Raw genomic sequence first — 22,039 nt, 5'->3', positions numbered from 1 at the left:
CACTATTTCCGATACTGCTGGATCCCGAACCGCTCGTATCCGCCGTATGCGATCTCGAGCGAGCCGATCCACCAGTTCCACCGCTCCGCCGGGGCCCCGTCAGGGGCGTCCGACAGCTCCGCGACGACGAGATCGTTCGTCAGCGTCACCCCTGCGTCGTCCTCGTACCGACCCGAGTCCGCGAGATCGACGGCCTGCCGAACGACGACCCGCGACTGACCACTCGTCCCACCGAACTCCGCTCGCAGGCGACTCTCGAGTCGCTCGGGATCGATGAACACGGGTCGACGTAGGCGTTCGATCTACTTGACTGTTCGAGCGGAACAGACGCAGAACGAATCTGGTTTCATCGGCCGGGAGGTCGGCTCGAGCAACGCGAGAGCCGTCGGACTCGGGGGAGGGCAGGCATTCGACCGTTTATCACCGCGAGCGAACGAAGTGAGCGAGCGGGCCGACGACTGATATGGAGCGAACGAAGTGAGCGGAATGGAAGGAGGAGTGCTTTTCATCGAAGCTAAGCGGGAGCTTCGCTCCCGCGAGGTCCGAGAGAGCTTCGCTCTCTCGAGATTTTGCCGAGGGCGCGGCTATGCCGCGCCCGCAGCGCAAAAGTTCGGTCCCGATCGATGATCTTTTGAGCGACGGCCGTCTTCCGTCGGGCATGGCAAGTTTCACTGTCGTTGTCGGCGACCCGGAATCCGGGTTAGCCCACCAGCTCGAGGCGGAGGAACAGGACGCGAATCGCTTTATCGGCAAGTCCATCGGCGAGGAAGTCGACGGGAGCGCGGTCGGACTCGACGGCTACACGCTCGAGATCACCGGCGGCTCCGACGAGGCCGGCCGTCCGCTCACCGACGAGGTCGCGGGGCCGAACCTGAAGGAAGTCCTGATGAAGGAAGAACAGACGGGCTACAAGCCGTCCCGTGACGGCGAGCGCCGCCGGATCACCGTCCGCGGCCGCGAAGTGTCCGACGCCGTCGCACAGATCAACGCCTCGATCGTCGACCGCGGCAGCACCGACGTCGACGAACTGCTCGGCGACGACGGCGACGACGAGTAACCCGCCGCCTCCTTTCATTCGTTTTCCAATGACAGACAGAGTTGCGAGCGACCATCCCTCGGTGCAGACGGTCCGATCGGCGTGTACGGAGACGGCGACGGGCGTCAAACTCGAGGTACCAGCGGACGACCGCGAGGCGTTCCCGACCGACGAGGTTGTCCGGATCGTCCTCGACGGCGAGGAACGGTTTGCGCAAGTCGAACGGGCGTTGACCGGCGATGACCTGTCGATTCCGGGCGTGTACGACACGCCGAATCTGGCTCGAAACCCCAGCGACGGGACCGATCGCCTCACCGAGTGGACCGCGGAGCAGGACGTCCCGGCGGGCGGCTCGGTGCTGATCGACGTCGTCGAACCCGAGTTCCTCTACGGGCTTCGCGCACCCGGCGAGACGACCTACTACGACGCCCGCGAACCGCCAAACGAGAGCCTGAGCGAGATCGCGGAGAACCTCGAGGACGAGTAGCCCGGTTCCGAAATCGCAGCCGACGGGTCGAAGCCGATCGACGCTTCGCGAAGCGTCTGCTCTCTCCCTCTCTTTCTCACTCACTCTCTCGAGTGCGTCGCTATCGTACTTCGTCCGGGTCGATGTCGAATCCGTCCTCTCGAGTGACTCCGAAGACAGTCGCGACCGGTTCAGAGACGCGGGAGAAAGGCGTACAGTAAGAGCCCGAAGGCGAGGTGTTGGACCATCGTCTGCTCGACGGTCGCACGCACGTACTCTTCGTCGGCGATGGCGTACTCCTTGGTTCGCACCTGGGCGTGCATCGAGAGGACGTCCGCTTCCTCTAAGTTGTGCAGGTTCGGGTAGACGGTACCCGGACTGAGCCGGGCTCCAAAGAGGTGGTTCAGGTCCGAAATGAGTTCCTTGCCGTGAGTTTCCCCGTGGAGCGCGATGAGCATCAAGAGGAGTTCTTCCAGGTTCTCCCTGACCATGGCCTCGTCGAACTGGACGTCGTCGACCGGGAACGCTCCGTGTACCTGCTCCATGAGTTCGTCGAGTTTGCGTTCGATCTCTCTCGCTGCGTCCTCGCTCGAGTCGAGGGAGTGATCGGACGGCTCCGATCGACTGTTCGCAGTCGCCGCCGAGAGTTCGTCGAGCACGGATTCGGCGTCGGGAGGCTCGGGAGGCTCTTCAGACATTGATGATCACTAAATGGGGTCGTGAGATCGCCCGTCTTCGACCGCCGACTGCGTCCCGCCAACGGACAGGGAGGACGGGACGTGACTACTGAGTTCCTGACGCTGAGCCGTATTAAACGGCAGGGAAACGAACGGTCGCCCGTGCGCATAAATTAATAACTCATGAGTGACTCTCCAAACTTCAATAGCTGAACCGCCCGTAAACGAGAGTGGGACGGAGCTTTTCCGGCGAGAGGCCGTTCGGCGACGAGTCCCTCTCGCGTCCGATGACGGAGTAAGTCGGTCAGTCGCCGCGGACGCCGCGATCGAGTTCGCGGATGCGGCCGAACCCCACGTGCGACGCGAATACCGCCCTTTTTCCACCTCGAGCGCGAATCCGACGCCATGAGTAACCCACGCGAGGAGTTTCTGGCGGGCGAGCGCTTAGAGGACGTCGCGCTGTTTCTGGCCGATTCCTACGTTTCGGACGACCGACTCGAGGAGTTCGGCGACCGCGTCGACGACGGCACCCTGATCGTGGTCGACGGCGAGCGCGGTCGGGGCGCCTTTCAGGCGGCGACGGGCACCGGCGCGATGGAGTTCGCCAAGTCCGCGATGAGCAACGAAGGGGAGATCGAGGACGACCTGACCGGCGGTCACTGCCCGGATGCGACAGAGGACGAGGACCACGCGATCCAGTTCGTCTTCGCGTTCGCCGAAGCACAGAACGAGGAGGTCGGCGGCATCTACGCCGAGGGCGCCGTCGTCCACTCCTACGCCCAGTGTACGTGCGGGACGGCGTTCTCGGATCGATGGAACGTGACCGACGAGGCCGGACAGTAACTCGTCGGTCGCCCATCGACGGTCCGACGGTCCGCAGTCGGTGACTGTCCCGTCGCCCGACACCGTCACGTGTCAGCCGTCCGCTTTTGCTCGCGACCGGCGTACCAACGCGGAATGAGTTCGACCGAAACCCCGTACGAGACCGGCCGCGGGTTCGGTCTCTCGAGTCGCGAAGCGCGCGTAATCGGCGGCGCGAGCGCCCTGATGGCCATCAACGTGCTGTTGATGTACGTCCTCGTGGTGACGCCGCTCGCGACCGTCAACGACTACCTGTTCTCGTTCCCGATCGTCGGCGCGATCGCTTACGGTGCGGCGATCATGGGCGGGCAACTGGTCGCCGAACGAGGCGTCGAGGGCGGCGACATGGGCATCGCGTTCGTCGGGATGGTGATTTTGCAACTGGCCTTCGGAATCTTCGGAGCCGGCGTGCTTCGGTTTGCGCCCCGCGAATCCCAGTTGACGATCCTCGTCGTGACGGCGATCGTCGTCGCCGTGCTGACCGCCGTCATTTCGGCGTACGTCTACGCCCGCTCGAAGACGTTCGAGCACTGGGGCTCCTACGCCAACTACGCGTTCATCGGGGGTCTCGTCGCGATTCTAATCGGGACGTTCTACGCGCCGGTGTTGCTCCTCGGATTCGTCCTCATCTTTCTGGGGTTCCTGCTCCGGCTGGGTTGGGAGATCTGGAAGGTTCGCGACCGGCGCAGCGAGTCGGTCGCGCTCCAGACGATCGGCGTCTACATCGCCGTCGCCGGCGTCTTCGTCCACGTCTTGCAACTCGTAATGCGGTACTTCGCGTCGCGTGGGTGATCGATGAGCGCTTTAGTGGCTCCTCGGAGGAAGCGACGAGTCAGAGCGAGACGGCAGCGAGCGCCGCCGTGAGGCAACTGATGACGAACCAACCGACGAGGTTCCACCACGGAACGCCGCGATGTCGGGGGCCGGGAAGGTCGTCCGTGTACGTCCAGTGGCCGTCCGCGACGCCTCGATGATCGGTGAGTGCGTCGTAGGTGGTCGCGAGGACGCCGGCTGCGACGACCGCCGTCCAGCCGTCGGTCGCGAGGAGTGCGACGCGAAATGCGACGTAGATCGTCCCGGTCCAGCCGAACAGGACGTACAGCGGGACGCCGATGACTTTCGGACCGATATGGTGTTCCAGCCAGCCGAGTTCGATGACGACCGCTTCGGCGACGAACGCGATGAGCGCCCCGCCACCGAAGAACGCGAGCGTCGCGTCTATCGGCCACGTGAACGCCGCGTGGACGAGCGCGACGACGCCGATCGCGGCGGCGATTCCGGCAAAGCGGCGGTCCTGAGACATAGGATCCCGTTTTCATCTCACGCGAAAAACGACTCCGAAATGTTCGTTGGATGAACAGGACAGCATAACGAGAGCGGTCGGTTCAATGGTCGATTCGATATCGATTCTCGAGCAGATCAGTCGTCGTCTGCGTCCGCGTCGTTCTCGGCGTCCTCCTCCGCTTCGTCGACGACGTCTCGGAACGCGTCGAGAATGACGCGTTTCGTCACGGCACCGCGAGTGGTCCAGTGGTTCGCGTAGTCGAGCATGTCGTCGTAGATATCGGGTTTGCAGCCCGCGGCCTTGGGGTGGCCGCCGCCGTTGACCTTCCCCGCGACCTCGTGGCAGAGCTCGAACTCGTCGGTGCCCCGAATGGAGGCCGAGCCGGCGGGTTTGACGATCACCGAGGCGTCGGCACCCTGCTCGCGCATCGCTTCGGCGACTTCGTTTTGCGAACAGCGGCCGTAGGTGATCCCGACCGTGTAGCCGCCGATCTCCCGGAGTTCCGCGCGGCCGACCGCCTGATCGATGAGCGCCTCCTTCTCGACGCGGCGCTCGGCGATGTAGTCCGTGACCCACTCTGGCAGGTCGACGCCGTACTCGCGGACGACCTCGACGTACTCGGCGGGGTCGGTCCAGTAGGCGTAGTCCGCCAGGTCGTCGCTGCGCGGGTCCTCGCGCAGCCAGAGGTCGTGATCCCGGGTGACCGCTGCGAGTTCCTCGAACTTGGGGTCGAAGTCGTACTCGAGCGAGCGATAGACCACGTCGGCGCTGCACTCCTCCTCCGAGTCGCCGATTACGAGGTCAGCGCCCGCGTCCCGGACTGCTTGCGCGACGTCGTCGCCCCACTGGTGGTGGTCGTACCACGCGACGCGGTCGGCGGTCTCGAGCGCCGCGTCGAGCTCGTCCTCGACGTACTCGTACCGGTCCGGCGCGAGGTCGCAGACGAAGATGTCGATTCCCTCGTCGCCGAACTCGGCGACGCGAGCCAGCGCGTCCTCGACGTTGTGGGGGCTCGCGGGGATGAGCGCGACGTTGTGCGGCGTCGGCTCGGGTTCCTCGAGGGGCTCGTCGGCGTCGCCGGCCGCGACAACGGTGTTCTGCTCGTCGGCGTCGTCCGTCGCGTCGGCGACCGGTTCCGGCCGGTCCTCGTCGGCGTCTTCGCTCTCGGTATCGTCGGGTTCCGGGACGTTTTGCACGTCGCCGTAGGCCTCTCGAAGGAGGGCGACGCAGGCCAGCCCGTCGGCGTCCGGGTCTGCGATGACCGCGACCTCGGCCCCTTCGAGTGCGGCCTCGGTCTGTTGCTCCTCTAAGTCCTCCTCGAGGGTGTCGGGCAAGAAGAAACCGGTTCCCGGGAGGACGGACTTCCGCGAGAGCGACAGATCGCCGCTCTGGATGAGTTCGTCGTACATAGTGCGTACTGGGTGACCGGTCGGGAAGTAATCGCCGGTCTCGAGACTCGTCGGGCCGGGTCGCGCCGACCTATCCGTCGGCTGACCGCCGCCGGTCGATCCGTCGCTCCCGTGCCGGTGCCGGCTACGCCGCCGTCACTCGACGGGGCGGGCTTCGAAGAACGGCCGGTCGGACAGCCGTCCGCGGTCGACGGGTCCCTCGTACTCGCAGGGCTCCAGCCGGAGCCGGGTCCCGATCTCGAGGTCGCCGTATTCGGCCTGCACACGCGCCAACAGCCGCGGCCCCTCGTCCAGTTCGACGACGCCGAGGACGAGGGGGGAGGGGATCCCCGGCGCGGTGCGATGCTGGCGAGTGACCGCGTAGAGCGTCCCCTCGGCGTCGCTCTCGATCCACTCGACGTCCCGCGCGTGACACCGCGGACAGACCGGTGCCGGCGGGAAGAACGGCTCGCCGCAGTCGCGACACGACGGGAGCGAGAATCGGCCGTCCTCGAGCGCGTCCCAGAACGGATCGCTCGCGGCGTCCATCAGTTCTCACCTCCGAAAACGGTCGCGGTGACGCCGTCGATGTGGCCGTGCTCGCTGGTCGTGAGAACCGTCCGTACATCGTCGACGACGGGCGACTCACCGCGTCTCTGCCGGACGGCCGCGGCATGGTTCAACAGCGGCGTCACCATCGCGGGATGGCCGCGGCCGAGACAGCCGCCGGAGGGGCTCACCGGGATCGATCCGTCGGGTGCCGTCTCGCCGCGGGCGCAGGCCGCCGCCCCGTCGCCGCGGTCGAAGAGGCCGAGCGCCTCCGTCAGTATCGCCTCCGTGTGCGGGAACGGCGCGTACGGCTCGAGCGCGTCGAGGTCGTCGACGTCGCGGTCGGCGTCCGCGAGCGCGCGCTCGGCGGCGGCCGACACCGCCGGAAACGCGGCCAGCGATTCGTCGCGACCGCCCAGCAGGTGACTCGGCGGTTCGTGAGACCCGACGCCGCGAACGCGAACCGCCTCGGTCTCGCTCTCGGTTTCGCTCGCGGCGTCGGCCGTCGTCACCACGAGCGCCGCCGCGCCGTCGCAGGGGGCCGGACACTCGTAGAGCCGCAGCGGATCGGCGACGGGCCGAGAGTCGAGCACCGCCTCGACCGTCACCGGCTCGTCGAAGAGCGCCTCGGGGTTCTCGGCTGCGTTCCGGCGATTTTTGACGACGACGCTCGCGATGTCCTCGCGTTCGACGTCGTGCTCGTGTCGGTATCGCTGCATGCTCATCGCGTAGAGCCCGGGGATCGTCGGCCCCGCGGGCGACTGGAACTCCCGATCGAAGATCGAGAGGACGTACTCGAGGTAGTCGTCGGTCTCGATAACGGAGTTGCGCTCGACCGCGAGGACGACCGCACACTCGACGGTCCCAGCGCGCACGTCGCGCACCGCGGCGTGGAAGGCGCGGCCGCTCGACGTGCCGCCGGTGTAGATCTCGGTTCCCTCGTCGATCTCGAGGCCGAACTGATTGCCGAGCAGCGTCGAGAAGAACCCCTGGGGCGTCCACGGCCGCGGCTTCGGCAGGTAGAGCCCGTCGACGTCCGCGAGGGCGACGCCGGCGTCTTCGACGGCCTCGAGCAGGACTCGGCCGGCGAGGTCGCGTTCCGGCACCTCGTAGGTCCCGTTCGGGAGCGTCGCGAGGCCGGCGACGACGGCAGCAGTCATGCGCTCCTCCGTCTCGTCCGTTCGGCTCCGCCGATCGACGCTGACGGCCGCTCGTTCGCTCGCACTCCCGGACCTATTGAGACCATGGCACTGCCTGTCGTGGAACGGCTATCGACAAAAACGCTTCCCGAGCGCGTGTCCGCTGCTGTCTCTGGGACCGGCGGAACGTGGCCGCTCGATTGGGACTTGTTGGGTCAGACGGCGGTGGCGTCCCCGTCGTCATCGCCCGCCGGTTCGAGCTGCCGGACCGTCAACACGGGGACGGGCGACGTCCGGACGATGCGCTCGGCGACGCTGCCGAGCAGGAGGCGGTTCTCGCCGTGGCGGCCGCGGGTTCCGGTCGCGACCACGTCGGCGTCGACGTCGCGAGCGTATTCGCAGATCTCGGCGGCGGGCCGCCCCTCGCGGAGTGCGGTCGTTACGTCACCGTCCGCCCGCTCCTCGACGGTAGTGAGCGCGGCGTCGGCGGTCGTCTCGAGGGCAGTGCGGAGTTCGTCCCGGAGCTGTTCGGGCGAGGCGTCGACCTCGCTGGCGTCGATCACCGAGAGCGCGTGGACCTCGGCGTCGAAGCGGTCGGCGAGATCGAGCGCGACGTCGACGGCCCGTTTCACGCTGTCGGAGCCGTCGGTGGCGACCACGACCGTGTCGAACATGGCTGGAGATTACGCTCGGGGTTGCTTAAACGTCTCCGTTCGATGGGGCCGCGGCAGTCGGCCCGTCCCGGAACCGGTGGGGTGGCTTTTTTGTGACGGGCCACCCACTGCCGCGTATGGACGCCAGCGAGCCGTTTACCGTCGACACCGTTCTCGCACCGGTCGACGGGAGCGACGAGTCAGCCACCGCCGTCGAGTACGCCGTCGCCGTCGCCGACCGCTACGACGCCACCGTCCACGCGCTGTTCGTCCTCGGACGCGGCGTCGTTCGGGGACTAGACGCCGGGACGGTCGACGAAACCGACGTCGCGGAGAACACGCAGGGATTCTTCGACGACGTCAGCGATATCGCCGCCGACGCCGACGTGCCGCTCGTCACGTCCGTCGACGACGGCTTCTCGCAGACGCGGAAGACGCGCCATCCGGGCAACGTCGTCCTCGACACCGCCGACGAGATCGACGCCGATTTCATCGTCCTCCCCCGCGAACCGGTCACCGAAACCGAGGCCGAAGTCCTCGAGAAGGCCGCCGAGTACGTCCTCTCCTACGCGAGCCAGCCCGTCCTGTCGGTTTGATCGCGGTCCGTCTCGCGGATCTCGAGACGGTGTCGGTGACGAATCGCCCACCGTGACCGCCGGCCGAGACGATATCTCCCGACGGCAGGGAGCGGGACGAATACCGGTTCGGCTTCGGACTCCCACTCGAGCGCGAGTGAAACGGATCACGCACCGTTCGCACGGCTGGCGGACGAGTGAGCGTCCACTGCCGATCGGCGGAGTGATAGCTGTCAGCCGTCCTCTGAGGGACTATCTTGACCGTTCCGGTCGTCCTGAAGGTTGAGGCCCGCGACGAGTCGAGCGGTGATAATCTGTTCGACGATCATGACCAGTTGCGTGTCGTCACCGATAGAATCGGCAAAGATTCCGAGTTGGATTTCGCCGCCCGCCATCTCCCGGTGCCCGCCGGCGCTCCCCACGTCCGCGAACGCCTCGCTGAGGACGTTTCCGATATGAACCCGCGTATCCGTCGACCGCGCGCTTAGATGGATACTCTCGTCGACGATCCCGTACACGATAGCCGTCTCGACGCCCTCTAACGTGGCGAGATAGTCCGCCGCTTGCGGAAGGGCATCGCGTTCGTTCGTCCGACCGACGTGCGTGATGAGGACCGATCCCCGGACGGTTCGGTTCCCGATGGCCTGCGCGATGGCGTCGACGGTCGCGCCGGTCACCGAGGGGCTCGAGAGCTGTCGCAGGAGATTCAGATCCGCAGCGTCGTGGAGCGACCCCGCCGCAGCGTATTCCTCGCGCGTCGCGCCCCGGAGAAATCCGAGCGTTTCGCGACGAATCGCGAACAGGAGTGCGGTCGCCAGCGTGGCATCGAGTTCGATGTCGAACTCCGCGACGTACTCGGTGAGAATCGTCGCCGTGGCACCGATCGCCTCCCGGTGATCGACGAACCGAGCGTCGATGGCCTCCGCTGGGTGGTGGTCGATGACGACGTCGATCGGGGTCCCCTCGGGGACCTGATTGTTCGCGCCGGGGATCGCGTGGTCGACGAACGCGAGCAACGAGCCCTCGGACCGGTTTCGAACGCGTGCCGGATCGAACTCGGTGAGGTCGATGTCGAGGAGGTTGATGAACGCCCGGTTCTGCTGATGGGAAATGTCCCCGCTATAGAGGATGCGCCGATCGTCGATCCCGACGGCCGCGGCGATCCGACCGAGCGCGAGCGCGCTCGCGAGACAGTCCGGATCCGGATTGTTGTGGCAAACGATCGTGAGTTCGTCGGCCGGTGTCAGGACGTCCCGGAGCGACTGTGCGTTACTCATGCCACCGTTTGATACTCGCACCCGTACAAGCTTACTGGACGCTCCCCGTCTCGCTACGCTGCGACTGGGATCGACCCCCGGAAGCGGGTCTCGAGTGTCATTTCCCCGTCGAAGATCGCACTTCGGAACGGGGTCAGCCCTCGTCGCTGCTCTCTGCGTCCGTCTCGCTCTCGAGGCGAATCGCCATCTCCTGTTCGAAGCTCTCGGTGCCGGTCGACTCGAATCCGACCCGTTCGTAGAGGGCGATCGCCGGGTTGTTCCAGCGCTCGACGGTCAGCCACACTCGCTCGATGCCGACCTCGCTCGCGTGGCCCAGGAGGTTCTTCAGCAGGATCGTTCCGATCCCGGCCCGTTGGTACGCCTGCAGGACGAAGATCGCTAGCTCCCACTCGATGTCGGACTTGTGTTCGATCGCGGACGGATCGTCGGTGTCGGGAACGAGCATCGCGTGGGCGACCACGTCCCCGTCGTGGCGGGCGACGACGTTGACGCTGTCGTCCCCGATCGTCTCGAGCCAAGTGCGGATCCGCTCCTCGCCGGTCGGCGGAATCCCCTGCGCTCGATCAGTCGGGTCGAACTCGGTGTACATCTCGACGACGTCGTCGAGCGTCTCGTCGGTGAACGTCTCGGGTGCTCGGACTTCGATCGACCGACCCTCTCGGTCCTCGACTGTCGTCGGGGGCGAGGGGAAGGGTCCGGACGGTTCGTCGGGATACTGACGGGTGCCGACCATCGTTATCGCACCAGTTTGACCGTCGTCGGCGCGTTCAACAGGACGAACTCGGTGATCGGGCCGAGCTGAATCTTCCCCATCGGGCTCAGGGTCCCGCCGCCGATGACCAGCTGGTCGTACTCCCCCTGCTCGGCGTAGTTGACGAGGGCGCTTCCGGGATCCCCGTCGAGTTTCTCGATCTCGACGTCGGTGATGCCGGCTTCCTCGAGTTGGTCGAGCGCCTGCTGATACATCTCGTCCTGTGAGCGTTTCGATTCGGGTTTATCGACGACGACGACCGTCAGCTCGTCACCGACCTCGCGCGTCCGCTCGATGGTCTGCCGGAGCGTCTTCACCGACTCGTCGCTGCCGCCGAGACCCAGCAACACGTTCATACGGGTGACTGTGAGCCCATACACGAAAACGGTTGTGCCGATTTCTGGGGGTGAACCGCGGCCGCGACCGTCTGCGGGTGCAACGTACTCGCATACGTTGCGCGGGACGACGCTGTTAAGAACGTGTAGTGACTACGTGCACCGAATGAGTGATGCGGCGCTCGATGTCGTGGAGTTCTTGCTCACGACGAGCGTGTATTCGGATGACCGGACGTTAGACGAGAACGATCTCCCGCCGTCGTTCCGCCGGGTCTACTGGACTGGCGGCGTCGACGACGAGGACGGGAGCGGCGACGGGGACAGTAGCGGGAGCGATCGGAAACCCGCCGGAATCAGTCGCCCGCTGTCGGTCACGACGACCACCGCTCGCGAGGCGACCGGCGTCGATCGCCCGTGGGAGGCGGTCTCCGACCTGATGTTCACCGAGCGCGACGAGTTCTCCGGCACGATCACCCTCGCTCAACAGGGGATGGCCGAGGAGTGGTTCGCCGAGCGCGTCGACGAGGACCGACTGCTCGAGAACCCGACGCTGGCGAAACACTTCGCGAACCACGACGACTACGAGTTCGATGTGACTCACGAGGAGGCCCGCGAACGGAACCGGCCGATTCAGGCCGATCGAGTCTGGATCGACGGCCTCCTCAACGAGTACTTCGACGAGGAGGACGACGAGGAGATGCTCGACCTCGTGGAGGTTCGCGCCCCCGAGGAGGTCGACATTACGCTCGACGATCTCGTCCTCACCGAGAGCCAAGAGGCCGAGATCGACAAAATCGCGAAGGCGATCGAACACCGCGACTACCTCGCGGACATCGGGCTGCGCGAGATCGGCAAGCTGCTGTTCGTCGGCCCGCCCGGGACCGGCAAGACCTCGACCGCACAGGCGCTGGCCCGGGACATGGATCTCCCCTTCGTCGAGGTCAAGCTCTCGATGATCACGAGCCAGTATCTCGGCGAGACGGCGAAGAACGTCGACAAGACGTTCGAAGTCGCCAAACGACTCTCGCCGTGTATCCTCTTCATCGACGAGTTCGACTTCGTCGCCAAAACGCGGCGCAGCGACGAACACGCCGCGCTCAAGCGGGCGGTCAACACCCTGCTGAAGAGCATCGACAACGTCTCGCTCATCGAGGACGACGTCCTGCTCATCGGCGCGACCAACCACCCCGATCAGCTCGACGACGCCGCGTGGCGGCGCTTCGACGAGATCATCAACTTCCCCAAGCCCGACTCCGGCATGCGGGCCGACATCCTCGACGTCATCACTCGGACCATGGACATCGAGGAGTTCGACCCCCACCTCATCGCCGAGGTCACACAGGGCCTGACCGGCAGCGACCTCCGGATGGTGCTCCGGGAGGCCGTCCTCGAGGCGCTGACCGAGGACCGCACGACGCTGACCCAGGAGGACCTGCTCAACGCCGTCGAGGAGTTCGAGGAGCGCGACACGCTCAAGAACATGGACATGATGGAGGGCGACCACGACGCGCTCGTCGCCGGCGGGGACCTCGGCAAGGCCAGCGACGGCGGGCACTCACACGACCACGACCACGATCACGATCACGACCACTGACGGTCGATTCGAAACCAGTCTCCGTATTGTTTTGTTGGCAGTTTTAGAGGGATTAGGGTCTCGAGTGGTGATTTCAATGGATTACTTACGTGAAGTACAGGCGAAGGAGTTACCGTTGCGGTCGAGTCAGAAAGAGCGCACCCGCGAGTGACCGAAGGGAGCGAGCGGCCTTTTTAGCATAGATTTTTCGAGGAGCGGTGAGCGAGTCACGCGAGCGAACCCGACGAGAAAAAAGGTACTTCTGCACGCGAAACTGAACGGCCAATTCCGAGCTATCGCAGTCGAACGCGGTCCTGAGCGGTCGACTCGAGCCTCCTCTCTGCCGAGTCTGAGCGTCCCGTTCGTCGGCCGGCCGGTCGCCATGCCAATACAGGCGTCAGGTAGCACCGTCTCGAGGCGGTAGACTGGCTGCTTATGAGTACGACTCCGAATCTGAAATCCCTCGAGGAACAGGTGATCGTGATCACCGGCGCGTCGTCGGGGATCGGTCTGACGACTGCGCGGATGGCCGCCGACCGCGGAGCGCGGGTCGTCCTCGCCGCCCGCAGCGAGGACGCGTTGCGGGAGGCGACCGAGGAGATCAGGGCCGACGGCGGCGAGGCCGAGTACGTCGTCGCCGACGTGAGCGATCGGGACGACGTCCGCGAGATCGCCGAGACGACCGCGGAGAGCTACGGCGGCTTCGACACGTGGGTCAACGGCGCGGCCGTCTCGATCTATGGGACGCTGACGGACGTCCCCGTCGAAGACATGCGCGAGCAGTTCGAGATCAACGTCTGGGGACTGCTGTACGGCTCGCTCGAGGCCGCCGAACGCCTGAAAGAGCGGGACGAGGGCGGCGCGATCGTCAATATCGGGAGCATCGTCTCCGACCGTGCCATCATCCTGCAGGGCAGCTATTCGGCGTCCAAACACGCCGTCAAGGGCTTTACCGACACCCTGCGGATGGAACTGGAACGGGAGGGTGCGCCCGTCTCCGTGACGCTCGTCAAACCGAGCGCGACCGACACGCCGTTCGCGGAGCACGCGAAGAATCACATGGACGCGGAAGCGTCGCTTCCGGCACCCGTCTACGCGCCGGAGACAGTCGCGCGGACGATTCTCGACGTTGCGGAAGACCCCCAGCGCGAGATTACCGTCGGTGCCGGCGGCGAGAACATGGTCGTCCTCGGTCGGACCCTCTCGAGCGCGATGGACACGCTGATGGAGACGGTGTTTTACGACCAACAGCGGAAAGACCGGCCACCGAGCGACCGAAACGGCCTCGACGAGCCGACTCGGGATCTCGAGGAGCGCGGCAGCTACGAGGGCCACGTCGCCGAGTCGAGCCTCTACACGCGGTTTCGGCAGGGCCGAGTCCCGACGGCGGTCGCCGGCGGCCTCGCCGCGACGGCGCTGTACGCGGGATACAGGGCGATACGCGGTCGGTGAATGTCGGTAGTAATCTCCTCGCCCGCCGGTGAACTGACGCCACGCTTTTCCACCCGCCGGCCGTTGCGAGGCACATGCCTGACGACCGGAACGTGTACGGCACTGAACTCGAGCCCTGCTGTACCGACCCGATGACGGGATTCCTGCGGGACGGGTGCTGTCGCCGGGTCGAGTCCGATCGGGGCCGACACGAACTCTGTGCCGTGATGTCCGAGGAGTTTCTCCGCTTCAGCCGCGCGCGAGGCAACGATCTCACGACGCCGAAGCCGGAGTTCGAGTTCCCGGGGCTCGAGCCCGGCGATCGGTGGTGTCTCTGTCTCGCCAGATGGCTCGAGGCCGAGGAGGCCGATTGCGCACCGCCGGTCGTGCTCGAGGCGACCCACGAAGCGGTCCTGCGCGACGTCGATCCGGACCTGCTTCGCGAACACGAGTACGACGACGGCGGCGCGGGCGATCCCGAGACGGTGTAGGGACCGCTCCGTCCCGCGGGGAATACCCTTTATGCGACGGCTGTCAATCACCCCCTATGAGCGATGACGCGTCACAGGAACCCGCCGCGGACGCGTTCGCGGCCCGGGCACAGGCCGACCACGGCGACTCGATCCGCGAACTCGTCGTCTTCGGCGATGCAGTCCGGGGCGACGACCGCGGCGTCCACACGTCCGTGGAGGTACTGCTGGTCCTCGAGGAGGCGGACGAGGAGATCGAACGGCAGCTCGACGTCCTCGCCGAGACCGTCGGGCTCGAGCACGGCGTCGTCTTCTCGGTTCACGTCTTGCCGGCCGAGCGGTTCGACGCGCAATCGGACCATCCGTTCGTCCGAACGGCGCTCGAAGAAGGGCACTCGTATGTGTAGGCGACGGCGACTCGAGCGGTCTCGACGATCGCTCGCTCTCCGCGCCGCGACTGCTCTCGGAGGGGCGACGTGACGATGCGGGTGACCCTGCTCGGAACCGGCGACACGACGGGGACGCCGACCGTCGGCTGCGACTGTGACACCTGTACCGCAGCGCGCGAGCGCGGGGTCGAGCGCACGCGGTTCTCAGTCCACATCGAAAACGAACGGACCGGCGAGTCACTGTTGATCGACTTCAGCCCCGACTTCCGCTATCAGTTCCTCCGCGACGAGGTCCCGCTGCCAGACGCCGCCGTCATCACGCACATCCACTTCGACCACCTCGACGGGCTGGGCAACGTCTTCCGCGTGCTGGACGACCTCGAGGTATATGCGGCCGACGAGACTGACCCTGAGACGGGCGAGAGCGTCGCCGAGACGATTCGAGACGACTATCACTACCTCGATCCCGTCACCGTGGTGCCGACGACGCCGCTCGAGACGGTCCGGATCTGCGGGCTCGACGTGACGCTGGTGCCGGTCGAGCACCCGCCGCTGGTCTGTTACGGACTCGCCGTCGAGGATCCCGAGACGGGCGCGAAGCTGTCGATCACGGGCGATACGAGCTACGATATCCCCGACGAGTCCCGCGCCGTACTCGCCGACGCAGACCTCCTGCTGGCCGACGCGATCGTCCCGGCGAGCCTCGCCGACTATCACCCGATCGGCGGCCGCCACGAGGAGCCCGACGGCGTCCCGTGGACCTTCGGGACGAAGCACATGACGCGAGAGGGGGCGCTCGCGCTGGCCGAGGAACTAAACGCCGATCGGACGCGGCTGGTCCACCTCGCGCACTTCTACCCCGCGGACGAGGCGTTCGAGGAGCCGCTGGCGATCGACGGCGAACAGTACGTGCTGTGAGCGGCGGACTCGCTCACTTTCTCTCTCTCGAGTCCGGTGGCGATCGTCAGCCGAACCGATCGAGCCCCGACTGCCGTCGTCGCTTTCCGCTCGGTTCGGCCTCCCACGGCGTTCGACGGTCGCGTTCGGCCTCGAGATCGACGGCAGTCGTTGGCGCGTCCTCGTAGCCCGGACACGACGACCCGCACTCCGACCCGGCGTCGACCGCGCGGCCCTTCCACTCGCAGTAGGGAAGCGTCGCACCGCTCCCGTCGTCCGGGCGACAGGCCGCACAGTCGGGAACGTCGTACGTTCGCCAGCCCTTGCCGTAGGCCCGTTCGGCGATCCGACGACGCGTTCGCGCCTTCGCCGCGGGGGAGACGACTTCGATCTCGGTCCGACCGGGGTGGGACTCGAGGGGCTCGATTCCGGGCTCGTCGACGGGGAGCGTCATCGGCTCGCGGATTACCTCGATCTCGAGCGAGCGGCCCGCGTCCGACCCGTCGCGGTGAACCCGCCAGACGCCGACTTCGTCGGGGATCCGGTGTAAGTGCGCGCCGGTGACGTAACTCTCGGTCGCGAGCACGACTTCGTCGACCAGCGCGAGGCTCACGTCCGTCCGCAGTTGGGCCTCGAGATCCCCCGGCCGACCGAGGTCGGGCTTGTTCTCGATTCCGACGATGCGGTCGTACCAGTCGGGATAGCGCGCGACCTGTCGGACGTACTCGCGGCTCGCGGTCGCGCTGGCGCTCCGATCGCGCTCGAAGAAGCCGATCTCTTTGGCCCGCTCCGTGGCGCTGCGGGCGCGCTCGGGGTGACAGTCGAAGGCGTCCTTCCAGTAGCGGGCCTGCCCGGTTCCGACGGCAGACTCGATGGCGGCGTCCGGAATCGACTCGCTCGCGATCGCGACGCGATCCGCGAATTCGGGGCCGGGTTCGACGCAGAGCACGTCGAGGATCCGTCCGCCGGGCTCGGCGACGCTGCCGCCGAGCTGGCGCGCGACGATTCCGTCGCGTCGCTCTTCGAGACGGGCGCACAACTCGAGTTCGAACGCGAACTCCGACACGGTCACGGGGAGGGCGGGAACGGAAATAAGTCGTCGGATTCGGTGGTCTCGAGCGGACCGACGGGGTCGCGAACCGGTCGAGACCGACTGTGATTCCGAGGCCGAGCCGTCGACGGAGTGACGCGGAATCGGCCGGTTCGAATGTCAATTCGTCGTACATCGATGCCGTCCGAGACAAGGGATAGCTCGCAACCTTTATCAGTCGCACAGCGGAATCACTACCCAAGATTACTCATCGTCTTATGGTAGGAAATCGACAACCGGAGGTGAACATCGGGCTCGTCGGTCACGTCGACCACGGCAAGACGACGCTGGTGCAAGCTCTCAGCGGCTCGTGGACGGACCAGCACAGCGAAGAGATGAAACGCGGGATTTCGATCAGGCTCGGCTACGCCGACGCCACGTTCCGGCACTGCGAGGGACTGGACGAACCCGAATGCTACACCGTCGAGGAGGAGTGTGCGGACGGCTCGCCGAGCGAGCCGCTCCGGACCGTTTCGTTCGTCGACGCTCCGGGGCACGAGACCCTGATGGCGACGATGCTATCGGGCGCGTCGCTGATGGACGGTGCCGTGTTGGTGGTCAGCGCCAACGAGCCCGTGCCACAGCCCCAGACCGAAGAGCACCTGATGGCGCTCGATATCATCGGTATCGATAACATCGTCATCGCACAGAACAAGGTGGACCTCGTCGACAGCGAGACCGCCCGGAACAACTACGACCAGATCAAGGAGTTCGTCGAGGGCACGGTCGCCGAGGACGCCCCCATCGTCCCCGTCTCCGCGGGGCAGGAGGTCAATCTCGACCTGCTCATCCAGGCGATCGAGGAGGAGATCCCCACACCGGACCGGGATCCCGACGCCGATCCCCGGATGCACGTCGCCCGCAGCTTCGACATCAACAAACCCGGGACGACCGCGAAGGACCTCGCCGGCGGCGTCCTCGGCGGGAGTCTCGTGCAAGGCGAGCTCGAGGTCGGCGACGATATCGAGATCCGGCCCGGCCGCGAGGTCGAGGAGGGCGGCCAGTCCGAGTACGTCCCGATCGAGACGACCATTCGCTCGCTACAGGCCGGCGGCGAGACCGCCGACACCGTCACGCCGGGCGGCCTGCTCGGCGTCGGTACCGGACTCGACCCCTCGCTCACCAAGGGCGACGCGCTGGCCGGCCGGATGGCCGGTCCGCCGGGGACGCTCCCGCCGACGTGGAACGAGTTCACCATGGACGTCGACCTGCTCGAGCGGGTCGTCGGCGCGGAGAGCGGCGAAACGGTCGACGAGATCAGCACGGGCGAACCGCTGATGATGACCGTCGGGACGGCGACGACCGTCGGCTCGGTCACCAGCGCTCGCGAGGGCGAGTGCGAGGTCAAACTCAAGCGCCCCGTCGCCGCCGATCCGGGAACGAAAATCGCGATCAACCGCCGCATCGGCGCGCGCTGGCGGCTGATCGGCCTGGGAACGCTTACGGACTGAGGCGATGAGCACGCGGACGCGGGTCGCCCTCGACACGAGCGCGCTCATGATGCCGGTCGAACTCGACGTGCGGCTGTTCGAGGAACTCGAGAGACTGCTGGACTCGTTCGAACCAACGATTCCGCAGGCCGTCCTCGAGGAACTCCGGCGGCTCTCGGAGAAGGGCGGTCAGGAGGGAACGGCCGCGACCGTCGGCCACGATCTGGCGACCGAACGCTGTCTCGTCGTCGATACGGAGGCATCGTACGCCGACGACGCCCTGGTCGAACTCGCCCGCGAGGGCGCGGTCGACTACGTCGTCACGAACGACCGCCCGCTGCGCGACCGAGTGCTCGAGGCGAGCAGACCGGTAATTGCATTACGCGGGAGAAACAAGTTAGCGATCACTCAACCATAGATGTACAAACGGGTTAGACTGAAGGACACAGTAGAAGTACCGCCGGAAGAGCTCGGCGACGTTTCGCCGGATCGAGTCAAGCGACTGCTCCAGGACAAACTCGAGGGACGGATGGACGAAGAGGTCGGGAGCGTCGTCTCCGTCACCGACGTCCACGATATCGGCGAAGGAACGGTGTTGCCGAACCGGCCGGGGGTCTACTACGAGGCCGAGTTCGACGCCGTCACCTTCGATCCGGAGATGCAGGAGGTCGTCGACGGCACCGTCGTCGAAGTCGTCGAATTCGGTGCCTTCGTCGGGATCGGCCCCGTCGACGGACTGTTGCACGTCTCGCAGATCAGCGACGAGTATCTCGCCTTCGACGGCGAGAATCAGCGGCTGGCCTCGAACGAGTCCGCGCGCTCGCTCGGCGTCGAGGACGCCGTCCGGGCCCGCATCGTCACCAAGAGCATCGACGAGCGCAACCCCCGCGACTCGAAGATCGGGCTCACCGCCAAACAGCCCGGCCTCGGCAAACACGGCTGGCTCGAGGAAGAGCGAGAGAAACGCGAAGCGACCGCAGGTGAATAACCATGGCATCGGACCGCCTCGTCTGTCGCGAGTGTCACCGGGTCAACGAACCGGACAACGAGACCTGTGACGCCTGCAACTCCTCGTCACTGACCGAGGACTGGGCGGGCTACGTTATCATCGCCCACCCCGAAGAGAGTCAGATCGCGACGGAGATGCAGATCACCGAACCGGGCGCGTACGCCCTGAAGGTTCGCTGACTCGCGTGACCCGCGACGACGACGACGAGCCGACGCTCGCCGCCGACGATCAGCTACTGGTTTTGCCCGACGAGCTCCGCCACGAACTCAAGGAGCCGATGGGACCGATCGAGACCGACGCCGAACGGCTCCTCGAGACCGTCGACGGCCCCATCATCGCCGTCGGCGACGTCGTCACCTATCACCTCCTGCAGGCGGGCCGCCGACCGGACGTCGCGCTCGTCGACGGGCGGACCAAGCGCAGCGCGGTCGACGAGGAGATCCGCGACGCGGTCACGTCCGGCGCGAGCATCGAAGTGCGGAACCCGCCCGCCGAACTCTCCGCGCCGGTCGTTCGGGCACTCCGACGCGCGCTCTCGACGGACGAACCCACGACGATTCTGGTCGACGGCGAGGAGGACCTCGTCGCGCTGCCGGCGATCGTCGCCGCGCCCGAGGGCGCGAGCGTCGTCTACGGCCAACCCGACGAGGGGATGGTCCACGTCAAAGTCACCGACGACCACCGGGCCGAGATGCGCGACCTGCTCGAGCGCTTCGAGGGCGACACGGAGCGGTTCTGGACGCTACTCGAGGACTCGGACGGCGAGTCGTAACGGCGATACGCCGCGGTTCGCCGATCGTCCTCCCGGCGACCGATCGAGTTATTCGACGACCGTGTGCTCGAGCGTGCCGATCCCCTCGACCTCGAGTTCGACGGTATTGCCGTCCTCGAGCCACTGCCCTAACTCCAACCCGCAGCCCTCGCCGACGGTGCCGCTGCCGATGACGTCGCCGGGGTGGAGCGTCTCGGACTGGGAGACGTGGGCGATGATATCCGCGAAGGAATGGTACATCTCGTCGACCGTGCCCTCGGACCAGATCTCGCCGTCGACGCGGGCGGTCATGGGTGCCGAGAGGACGTCGATGTCCTCGCGGGGGACGACATAGGGACCCAGCCCGTTCGCGAAGTCCTTCCCCTTCGCCGGCCCGAGCCGGCCCTCCATCTCTTCGCCCTGGATGTCGCGGGCGCTGAAGTCGTTGAAAACCGTATAGCCGGCGATGTACTCCTCGGCTTCGTCTGCGGAGATGTCCCGCCCGCGCTTCCCGATCACGGCCGCGATCTCGAGTTCGTAGTCCATGATATCGGAGTAGTCGGGCCACCGGATCGTCTCGCCAGGCGCGACCACGCTGTCGGCGTTGCCCTTGTAGTAGACCGGCAGGTCGTACCAGACGTCGGCGATTTCGCCGTCCATACTGTTCTGCACGTGCTCCTCGATGGCCATGCAGTCCCGCAGCGAGTTCGGTCGCGGCAGCGGCGCGAGCAGTCGGTATTCGCCGGGCTCGTACCGGAGCGTCGCGCCGCCGGGGCCGCGCTCGGCGTTCGTTTCGGCCGCGTACTCGAGGGCCTCTCTGGCGTCCGCGATCGCCCGGTCGCCGCGCTCTAAGAAGGCGATCATCTCCGGCGGGACGTGTGCGCGGGCCAGATCCGCGGGCGCGGGTTCGCCGTCGGCCTCGAGGACCGCGCCGTAGGCGGCGGTGAGGTCCACGAGCGCGGCTTCGCCGGCCGCGGTGTCGTCGGAGTCGGTCGACTCGTCGACGGCTCCGATTCGCTCGACGGGGCCGACGGGGGTGTCGACCTCGAACGTCGCGAGCTTCACGCCGCCTCACCCCCGGTTTCGGCGTCGGCTCCGTCGGTCGCTCCGTCTCCGTCGGCCGCCCCGCCCTCGAGCATCGCGACCGGCCGCACCCAGCCCGCGCTCCCGTCCTCGATCTTGATCGGGAACGCGACGAGGGGGATGTCGGTCTTGCGCGGCAGCGCGTCGAGATTGGCCATCTTCTCGATCTGGCAGTACTCGACCGCCCGGCCGGCGACGTGGGCCGGCCACAACTCGTCCTCGTCGCCGGACTCGACGTAGCGCTCGCCCATCGCGGCGAACGGTTTGTCGAAGCCGTAGGCGTCCGTCCCGATCACCCTCACCCCCTGCTCGACGAGGAATTTTGTTCCTTCTGCGCTCATCCCGGGAAACTGCGTGAGGTATTCGGGTTGGCCCCACAGCTCGTCGGCACCGGTCTGGAGCAGGACGATCTCGCCCGTCGAGAGGTCGTGATCCAGCTCCGCGAGGGCGTCCTCGAGATCGGCGACCCCGATCTCTTCGCCGGGCTCCATGGTCCGGAAATCGAGGACGACCGCCGACCCGCGACACCACTCGAGGGGAATCTCTTCGATCGTCTTCGCCGGTTCCCCGTCGACCTCCGGGCCGTAGTGCCACGGCGCGTCGAGGTGGGTTCCGGCGTGGGGAATGGCCTCGACGTCCTCCCAGGCGAGTCCCATTCCGTCGGGGAAGTCGTCTGGCTCGACGTCGTACCCCTGTTCCTGCAGGGTCTCGGCGAGGCGCTTCGCGCCCGCCTCGTGGTCGAACGCGTCGATACTCGGCGGCGTCGGCTCGCTCGCCACGCCGTCCTCGAGGCCGATGCTGAGGTCGATCAAGGTAGTTTCGTCAGATGTTATCAAACCACTCATACGGGCCACGACCAGCGGAATCCATTTAGTACTGACTCCGCGAGTATCTCGAGAACCTATTTACCGTCCGCCGTGAACG

28 protein-coding genes are annotated in these 22,039 nt (G+C 66.4%); 15 read left to right on the top strand and 13 right to left on the bottom strand.

Translation table 11 applies throughout. The annotated features are described in order from the left end of the window. Positions 1-2: 2 nt before the first annotated feature. Complete coding sequence (locus LDH66_RS08305) at positions 3-281, bottom strand: WNWW family protein (protein WP_226480586.1); 279 nt, start codon at positions 279-281, stop codon at positions 3-5. Between the two features lie 377 nt (positions 282-658). Here LDH66_RS08305 and LDH66_RS08300 point away from each other — a divergent pair, with 377 nt between their 5' ends. Together LDH66_RS08300 and LDH66_RS08295 are read left to right on the top strand one after the other, a co-directional pair. Further along, positions 659-1,057 carry a 30S ribosomal protein S6e gene (locus LDH66_RS08300; protein ID WP_226480585.1) on the top strand — a complete coding sequence of 133 codons (399 nt, stop codon included), beginning with the start codon at positions 659-661 and terminating at the stop codon, positions 1,055-1,057. Between the two features lie 28 nt (positions 1,058-1,085). Beyond that, on the top strand, positions 1,086-1,523 hold the full coding sequence (locus LDH66_RS08295; protein WP_226480584.1) for a DUF7112 family protein: 438 nt from the start codon (positions 1,086-1,088) through the stop codon (positions 1,521-1,523). A gap of 170 nt (positions 1,524-1,693) precedes the next feature. Here the strand turns inward: LDH66_RS08295 and LDH66_RS08290 are convergent, their stop codons facing one another. Further along, positions 1,694-2,200: a helix-turn-helix transcriptional regulator gene (locus tag LDH66_RS08290; protein ID WP_226480583.1), complete on the bottom strand. Its 507-nt coding sequence runs from the start codon at positions 2,198-2,200 to the stop codon at positions 1,694-1,696. Between the two features lie 384 nt (positions 2,201-2,584). Between LDH66_RS08290 and LDH66_RS08285 the strand changes: the two genes are divergently transcribed. After that, on the top strand, positions 2,585-3,022 hold the full coding sequence (locus LDH66_RS08285) for a DUF5807 family protein (protein ID WP_226480582.1): 438 nt from the start codon (positions 2,585-2,587) through the stop codon (positions 3,020-3,022). 114 nt (positions 3,023-3,136) lie between these two features. After that, positions 3,137-3,832, top strand: a complete 696-nt coding sequence (locus LDH66_RS08280; protein ID WP_226480581.1) for a hypothetical protein — start codon at positions 3,137-3,139, stop codon at positions 3,830-3,832. A gap of 40 nt (positions 3,833-3,872) precedes the next feature. Here the strand turns inward: LDH66_RS08280 and LDH66_RS08275 are convergent, their stop codons facing one another. The 5 genes from LDH66_RS08275 to LDH66_RS08255 form a co-directional block, all read right to left on the bottom strand. Next, on the bottom strand, positions 3,873-4,343 hold the full coding sequence (locus LDH66_RS08275) for a carotenoid biosynthesis protein (RefSeq protein WP_226480580.1): 471 nt from the start codon (positions 4,341-4,343) through the stop codon (positions 3,873-3,875). A gap of 116 nt (positions 4,344-4,459) precedes the next feature. Beyond that, positions 4,460-5,734 (bottom strand): DHH family phosphoesterase, encoded by a 1,275-nt coding sequence (locus tag LDH66_RS08270; protein ID WP_226480579.1) that lies wholly within the window; start codon positions 5,732-5,734, stop codon positions 4,460-4,462. A 135-nt stretch (positions 5,735-5,869) separates the two neighbouring features. Next, entirely contained in the window at positions 5,870-6,262 is a 393-nt protein-coding gene (locus LDH66_RS08265) for a Zn-ribbon domain-containing OB-fold protein (protein ID WP_226480578.1), read from the bottom strand. After that, on the bottom strand, positions 6,262-7,422 hold the full coding sequence (locus tag LDH66_RS08260; protein ID WP_226480577.1) for a thiolase family protein: 1,161 nt from the start codon (positions 7,420-7,422) through the stop codon (positions 6,262-6,264). The genes LDH66_RS08265 and LDH66_RS08260 overlap by 1 nt, the downstream gene beginning before the upstream one ends. A gap of 194 nt (positions 7,423-7,616) precedes the next feature. Beyond that, complete coding sequence (locus tag LDH66_RS08255) at positions 7,617-8,075, bottom strand: universal stress protein (protein WP_226480576.1); 459 nt, start codon at positions 8,073-8,075, stop codon at positions 7,617-7,619. Between the two features lie 116 nt (positions 8,076-8,191). Between LDH66_RS08255 and LDH66_RS08250 the strand changes: the two genes are divergently transcribed. Beyond that, positions 8,192-8,650 (top strand): universal stress protein, encoded by a 459-nt coding sequence (locus LDH66_RS08250; RefSeq protein WP_226480575.1) that lies wholly within the window; start codon positions 8,192-8,194, stop codon positions 8,648-8,650. Positions 8,651-8,862: 212 nt separating this feature from the next. Here the strand turns inward: LDH66_RS08250 and LDH66_RS08245 are convergent, their stop codons facing one another. From LDH66_RS08245 to LDH66_RS08235, 3 genes are all read right to left on the bottom strand, one after another. Beyond that, positions 8,863-9,906 (bottom strand): DHH family phosphoesterase, encoded by a 1,044-nt coding sequence (locus tag LDH66_RS08245; protein ID WP_226480574.1) that lies wholly within the window; start codon positions 9,904-9,906, stop codon positions 8,863-8,865. Between the two features lie 133 nt (positions 9,907-10,039). Beyond that, positions 10,040-10,639 (bottom strand): GNAT family N-acetyltransferase, encoded by a 600-nt coding sequence (locus LDH66_RS08240; protein WP_226480573.1) that lies wholly within the window; start codon positions 10,637-10,639, stop codon positions 10,040-10,042. Between the two features lie 2 nt (positions 10,640-10,641). Continuing rightward, positions 10,642-11,013 (bottom strand): universal stress protein, encoded by a 372-nt coding sequence (locus LDH66_RS08235; protein WP_226480572.1) that lies wholly within the window; start codon positions 11,011-11,013, stop codon positions 10,642-10,644. 145 nt (positions 11,014-11,158) lie between these two features. Here LDH66_RS08235 and LDH66_RS08230 point away from each other — a divergent pair, with 145 nt between their 5' ends. The 5 genes from LDH66_RS08230 to LDH66_RS08210 all read left to right on the top strand — a co-directional run bounded on the left by LDH66_RS08230 (position 11,159) and on the right by LDH66_RS08210 (position 15,773). Then, the gene (locus LDH66_RS08230; protein WP_226480571.1) at positions 11,159-12,586 is read left to right on the top strand and encodes an ATP-binding protein; all 1,428 of its coding nucleotides are present in this window, start codon (positions 11,159-11,161) and stop codon (positions 12,584-12,586) included. A 414-nt stretch (positions 12,587-13,000) separates the two neighbouring features. Beyond that, the gene (locus tag LDH66_RS08225) at positions 13,001-14,017 is read left to right on the top strand and encodes an SDR family oxidoreductase (RefSeq protein ID WP_226480570.1); all 1,017 of its coding nucleotides are present in this window, start codon (positions 13,001-13,003) and stop codon (positions 14,015-14,017) included. 74 nt (positions 14,018-14,091) lie between these two features. Beyond that, positions 14,092-14,487: a DUF2237 family protein gene (locus LDH66_RS08220; protein WP_226480569.1), complete on the top strand. Its 396-nt coding sequence runs from the start codon at positions 14,092-14,094 to the stop codon at positions 14,485-14,487. A gap of 56 nt (positions 14,488-14,543) precedes the next feature. Further along, positions 14,544-14,873, top strand: a complete 330-nt coding sequence (locus LDH66_RS08215) for a hypothetical protein (protein ID WP_226480568.1) — start codon at positions 14,544-14,546, stop codon at positions 14,871-14,873. Positions 14,874-14,948: 75 nt separating this feature from the next. Beyond that, the gene (locus LDH66_RS08210) at positions 14,949-15,773 is read left to right on the top strand and encodes an MBL fold metallo-hydrolase (RefSeq protein WP_226480957.1); all 825 of its coding nucleotides are present in this window, start codon (positions 14,949-14,951) and stop codon (positions 15,771-15,773) included. 46 nt (positions 15,774-15,819) lie between these two features. On the opposite strand, the gene LDH66_RS08205 is transcribed toward LDH66_RS08210, so the two are convergent. Then, a complete protein-coding gene (locus tag LDH66_RS08205) occupies positions 15,820-16,818 on the bottom strand; it encodes a DUF5787 family protein (protein ID WP_226480567.1) in 999 nt (332 codons plus the stop codon). 242 nt (positions 16,819-17,060) lie between these two features. On the opposite strand from LDH66_RS08205, the gene LDH66_RS08200 reads away from it, so the two are divergent. From LDH66_RS08200 to LDH66_RS08180, 5 genes are read left to right on the top strand one after another with little or no spacing between them, the layout of a single operon-like run. Continuing rightward, positions 17,061-18,293: a translation initiation factor IF-2 subunit gamma gene (locus LDH66_RS08200; RefSeq protein ID WP_226480566.1), complete on the top strand. Its 1,233-nt coding sequence runs from the start codon at positions 17,061-17,063 to the stop codon at positions 18,291-18,293. A gap of 4 nt (positions 18,294-18,297) precedes the next feature. Further along, positions 18,298-18,690 (top strand): type II toxin-antitoxin system VapC family toxin, encoded by a 393-nt coding sequence (locus LDH66_RS08195; protein ID WP_226480565.1) that lies wholly within the window; start codon positions 18,298-18,300, stop codon positions 18,688-18,690. Next, positions 18,691-19,260, top strand: a complete 570-nt coding sequence (locus tag LDH66_RS08190) for a DNA-directed RNA polymerase (RefSeq protein WP_226480564.1) — start codon at positions 18,691-18,693, stop codon at positions 19,258-19,260. It abuts the gene before it with no gap. 2 nt (positions 19,261-19,262) lie between these two features. Then, a complete protein-coding gene (spt4, locus tag LDH66_RS08185; protein WP_006185929.1) occupies positions 19,263-19,460 on the top strand; it encodes a transcription elongation factor subunit Spt4 in 198 nt (65 codons plus the stop codon). Positions 19,461-19,465: 5 nt separating this feature from the next. After that, positions 19,466-20,053 carry a GTP-dependent dephospho-CoA kinase family protein gene (locus LDH66_RS08180; RefSeq protein ID WP_226480563.1) on the top strand — a complete coding sequence of 196 codons (588 nt, stop codon included), beginning with the start codon at positions 19,466-19,468 and terminating at the stop codon, positions 20,051-20,053. Between the two features lie 48 nt (positions 20,054-20,101). Here the strand turns inward: LDH66_RS08180 and LDH66_RS23105 are convergent, their stop codons facing one another. Then, complete coding sequence (locus tag LDH66_RS23105) at positions 20,102-21,097, bottom strand: fumarylacetoacetate hydrolase family protein (protein WP_226480562.1); 996 nt, start codon at positions 21,095-21,097, stop codon at positions 20,102-20,104. After that, positions 21,094-21,960, bottom strand: coding sequence for a cyclase family protein (locus LDH66_RS08170; RefSeq protein WP_226480561.1), 867 nt, complete (start codon positions 21,958-21,960; stop codon positions 21,094-21,096). Before LDH66_RS08170 ends, LDH66_RS23105 begins: the two co-directional genes overlap by 4 nt. Between the last annotated feature and the right edge of the window lie 79 nt (positions 21,961-22,039).

Origin of the sequence: Natrinema amylolyticum, from assembly GCF_020515625.1 — an archaeon.
Classification (GTDB): Archaea; Halobacteriota; Halobacteria; order Halobacteriales; family Natrialbaceae; genus Natrinema; species Natrinema amylolyticum.
This window is presented reverse-complemented; position numbering and strand designations above follow the sequence as displayed.

What these genes read in the sequence shown, in the direction of transcription:
- LDH66_RS08300 (WP_226480585.1), top strand. Translation starts at nt 659, where the DNA reads ATGGCAAGTTTCACTGTCGTTGTCGGCGACCCGGAATCCGGGTTAGCC.
- LDH66_RS08295 (WP_226480584.1), top strand. Translation starts at nt 1,086, where the DNA reads ATGACAGACAGAGTTGCGAGCGACCATCCCTCGGTGCAGACGGTCCGA.
- LDH66_RS08290 (WP_226480583.1), bottom strand. Translation starts at nt 2,200, where the DNA reads ATGTCTGAAGAGCCTCCCGAGCCTCCCGACGCCGAATCCGTGCTCGAC.
- LDH66_RS08285 (WP_226480582.1), top strand. Translation starts at nt 2,585, where the DNA reads ATGAGTAACCCACGCGAGGAGTTTCTGGCGGGCGAGCGCTTAGAGGAC.
- LDH66_RS08280 (WP_226480581.1), top strand. Translation starts at nt 3,137, where the DNA reads ATGAGTTCGACCGAAACCCCGTACGAGACCGGCCGCGGGTTCGGTCTC.
- LDH66_RS08275 (WP_226480580.1), bottom strand. Translation starts at nt 4,343, where the DNA reads ATGTCTCAGGACCGCCGCTTTGCCGGAATCGCCGCCGCGATCGGCGTC.
- LDH66_RS08270 (WP_226480579.1), bottom strand. Translation starts at nt 5,734, where the DNA reads ATGTACGACGAACTCATCCAGAGCGGCGATCTGTCGCTCTCGCGGAAG.
- LDH66_RS08265 (WP_226480578.1), bottom strand. Translation starts at nt 6,262, where the DNA reads ATGGACGCCGCGAGCGATCCGTTCTGGGACGCGCTCGAGGACGGCCGA.
- LDH66_RS08260 (WP_226480577.1), bottom strand. Translation starts at nt 7,422, where the DNA reads ATGACTGCTGCCGTCGTCGCCGGCCTCGCGACGCTCCCGAACGGGACC.
- LDH66_RS08255 (WP_226480576.1), bottom strand. Translation starts at nt 8,075, where the DNA reads ATGTTCGACACGGTCGTGGTCGCCACCGACGGCTCCGACAGCGTGAAA.
- LDH66_RS08250 (WP_226480575.1), top strand. Translation starts at nt 8,192, where the DNA reads ATGGACGCCAGCGAGCCGTTTACCGTCGACACCGTTCTCGCACCGGTC.
- LDH66_RS08245 (WP_226480574.1), bottom strand. Translation starts at nt 9,906, where the DNA reads ATGAGTAACGCACAGTCGCTCCGGGACGTCCTGACACCGGCCGACGAA.
- LDH66_RS08240 (WP_226480573.1), bottom strand. Translation starts at nt 10,639, where the DNA reads ATGGTCGGCACCCGTCAGTATCCCGACGAACCGTCCGGACCCTTCCCC.
- LDH66_RS08235 (WP_226480572.1), bottom strand. Translation starts at nt 11,013, where the DNA reads ATGAACGTGTTGCTGGGTCTCGGCGGCAGCGACGAGTCGGTGAAGACG.
- LDH66_RS08230 (WP_226480571.1), top strand. Translation starts at nt 11,159, where the DNA reads ATGAGTGATGCGGCGCTCGATGTCGTGGAGTTCTTGCTCACGACGAGC.
- LDH66_RS08225 (WP_226480570.1), top strand. Translation starts at nt 13,001, where the DNA reads ATGAGTACGACTCCGAATCTGAAATCCCTCGAGGAACAGGTGATCGTG.
- LDH66_RS08220 (WP_226480569.1), top strand. Translation starts at nt 14,092, where the DNA reads ATGCCTGACGACCGGAACGTGTACGGCACTGAACTCGAGCCCTGCTGT.
- LDH66_RS08215 (WP_226480568.1), top strand. Translation starts at nt 14,544, where the DNA reads ATGAGCGATGACGCGTCACAGGAACCCGCCGCGGACGCGTTCGCGGCC.
- LDH66_RS08210 (WP_226480957.1), top strand. Translation starts at nt 14,949, where the DNA reads ATGCGGGTGACCCTGCTCGGAACCGGCGACACGACGGGGACGCCGACC.
- LDH66_RS08200 (WP_226480566.1), top strand. Translation starts at nt 17,061, where the DNA reads ATGGTAGGAAATCGACAACCGGAGGTGAACATCGGGCTCGTCGGTCAC.
- LDH66_RS08195 (WP_226480565.1), top strand. Translation starts at nt 18,298, where the DNA reads ATGAGCACGCGGACGCGGGTCGCCCTCGACACGAGCGCGCTCATGATG.
- LDH66_RS08190 (WP_226480564.1), top strand. Translation starts at nt 18,691, where the DNA reads ATGTACAAACGGGTTAGACTGAAGGACACAGTAGAAGTACCGCCGGAA.
- spt4 (WP_006185929.1), top strand. Translation starts at nt 19,263, where the DNA reads ATGGCATCGGACCGCCTCGTCTGTCGCGAGTGTCACCGGGTCAACGAA.
- LDH66_RS08170 (WP_226480561.1), bottom strand. Translation starts at nt 21,960, where the DNA reads ATGAGTGGTTTGATAACATCTGACGAAACTACCTTGATCGACCTCAGC.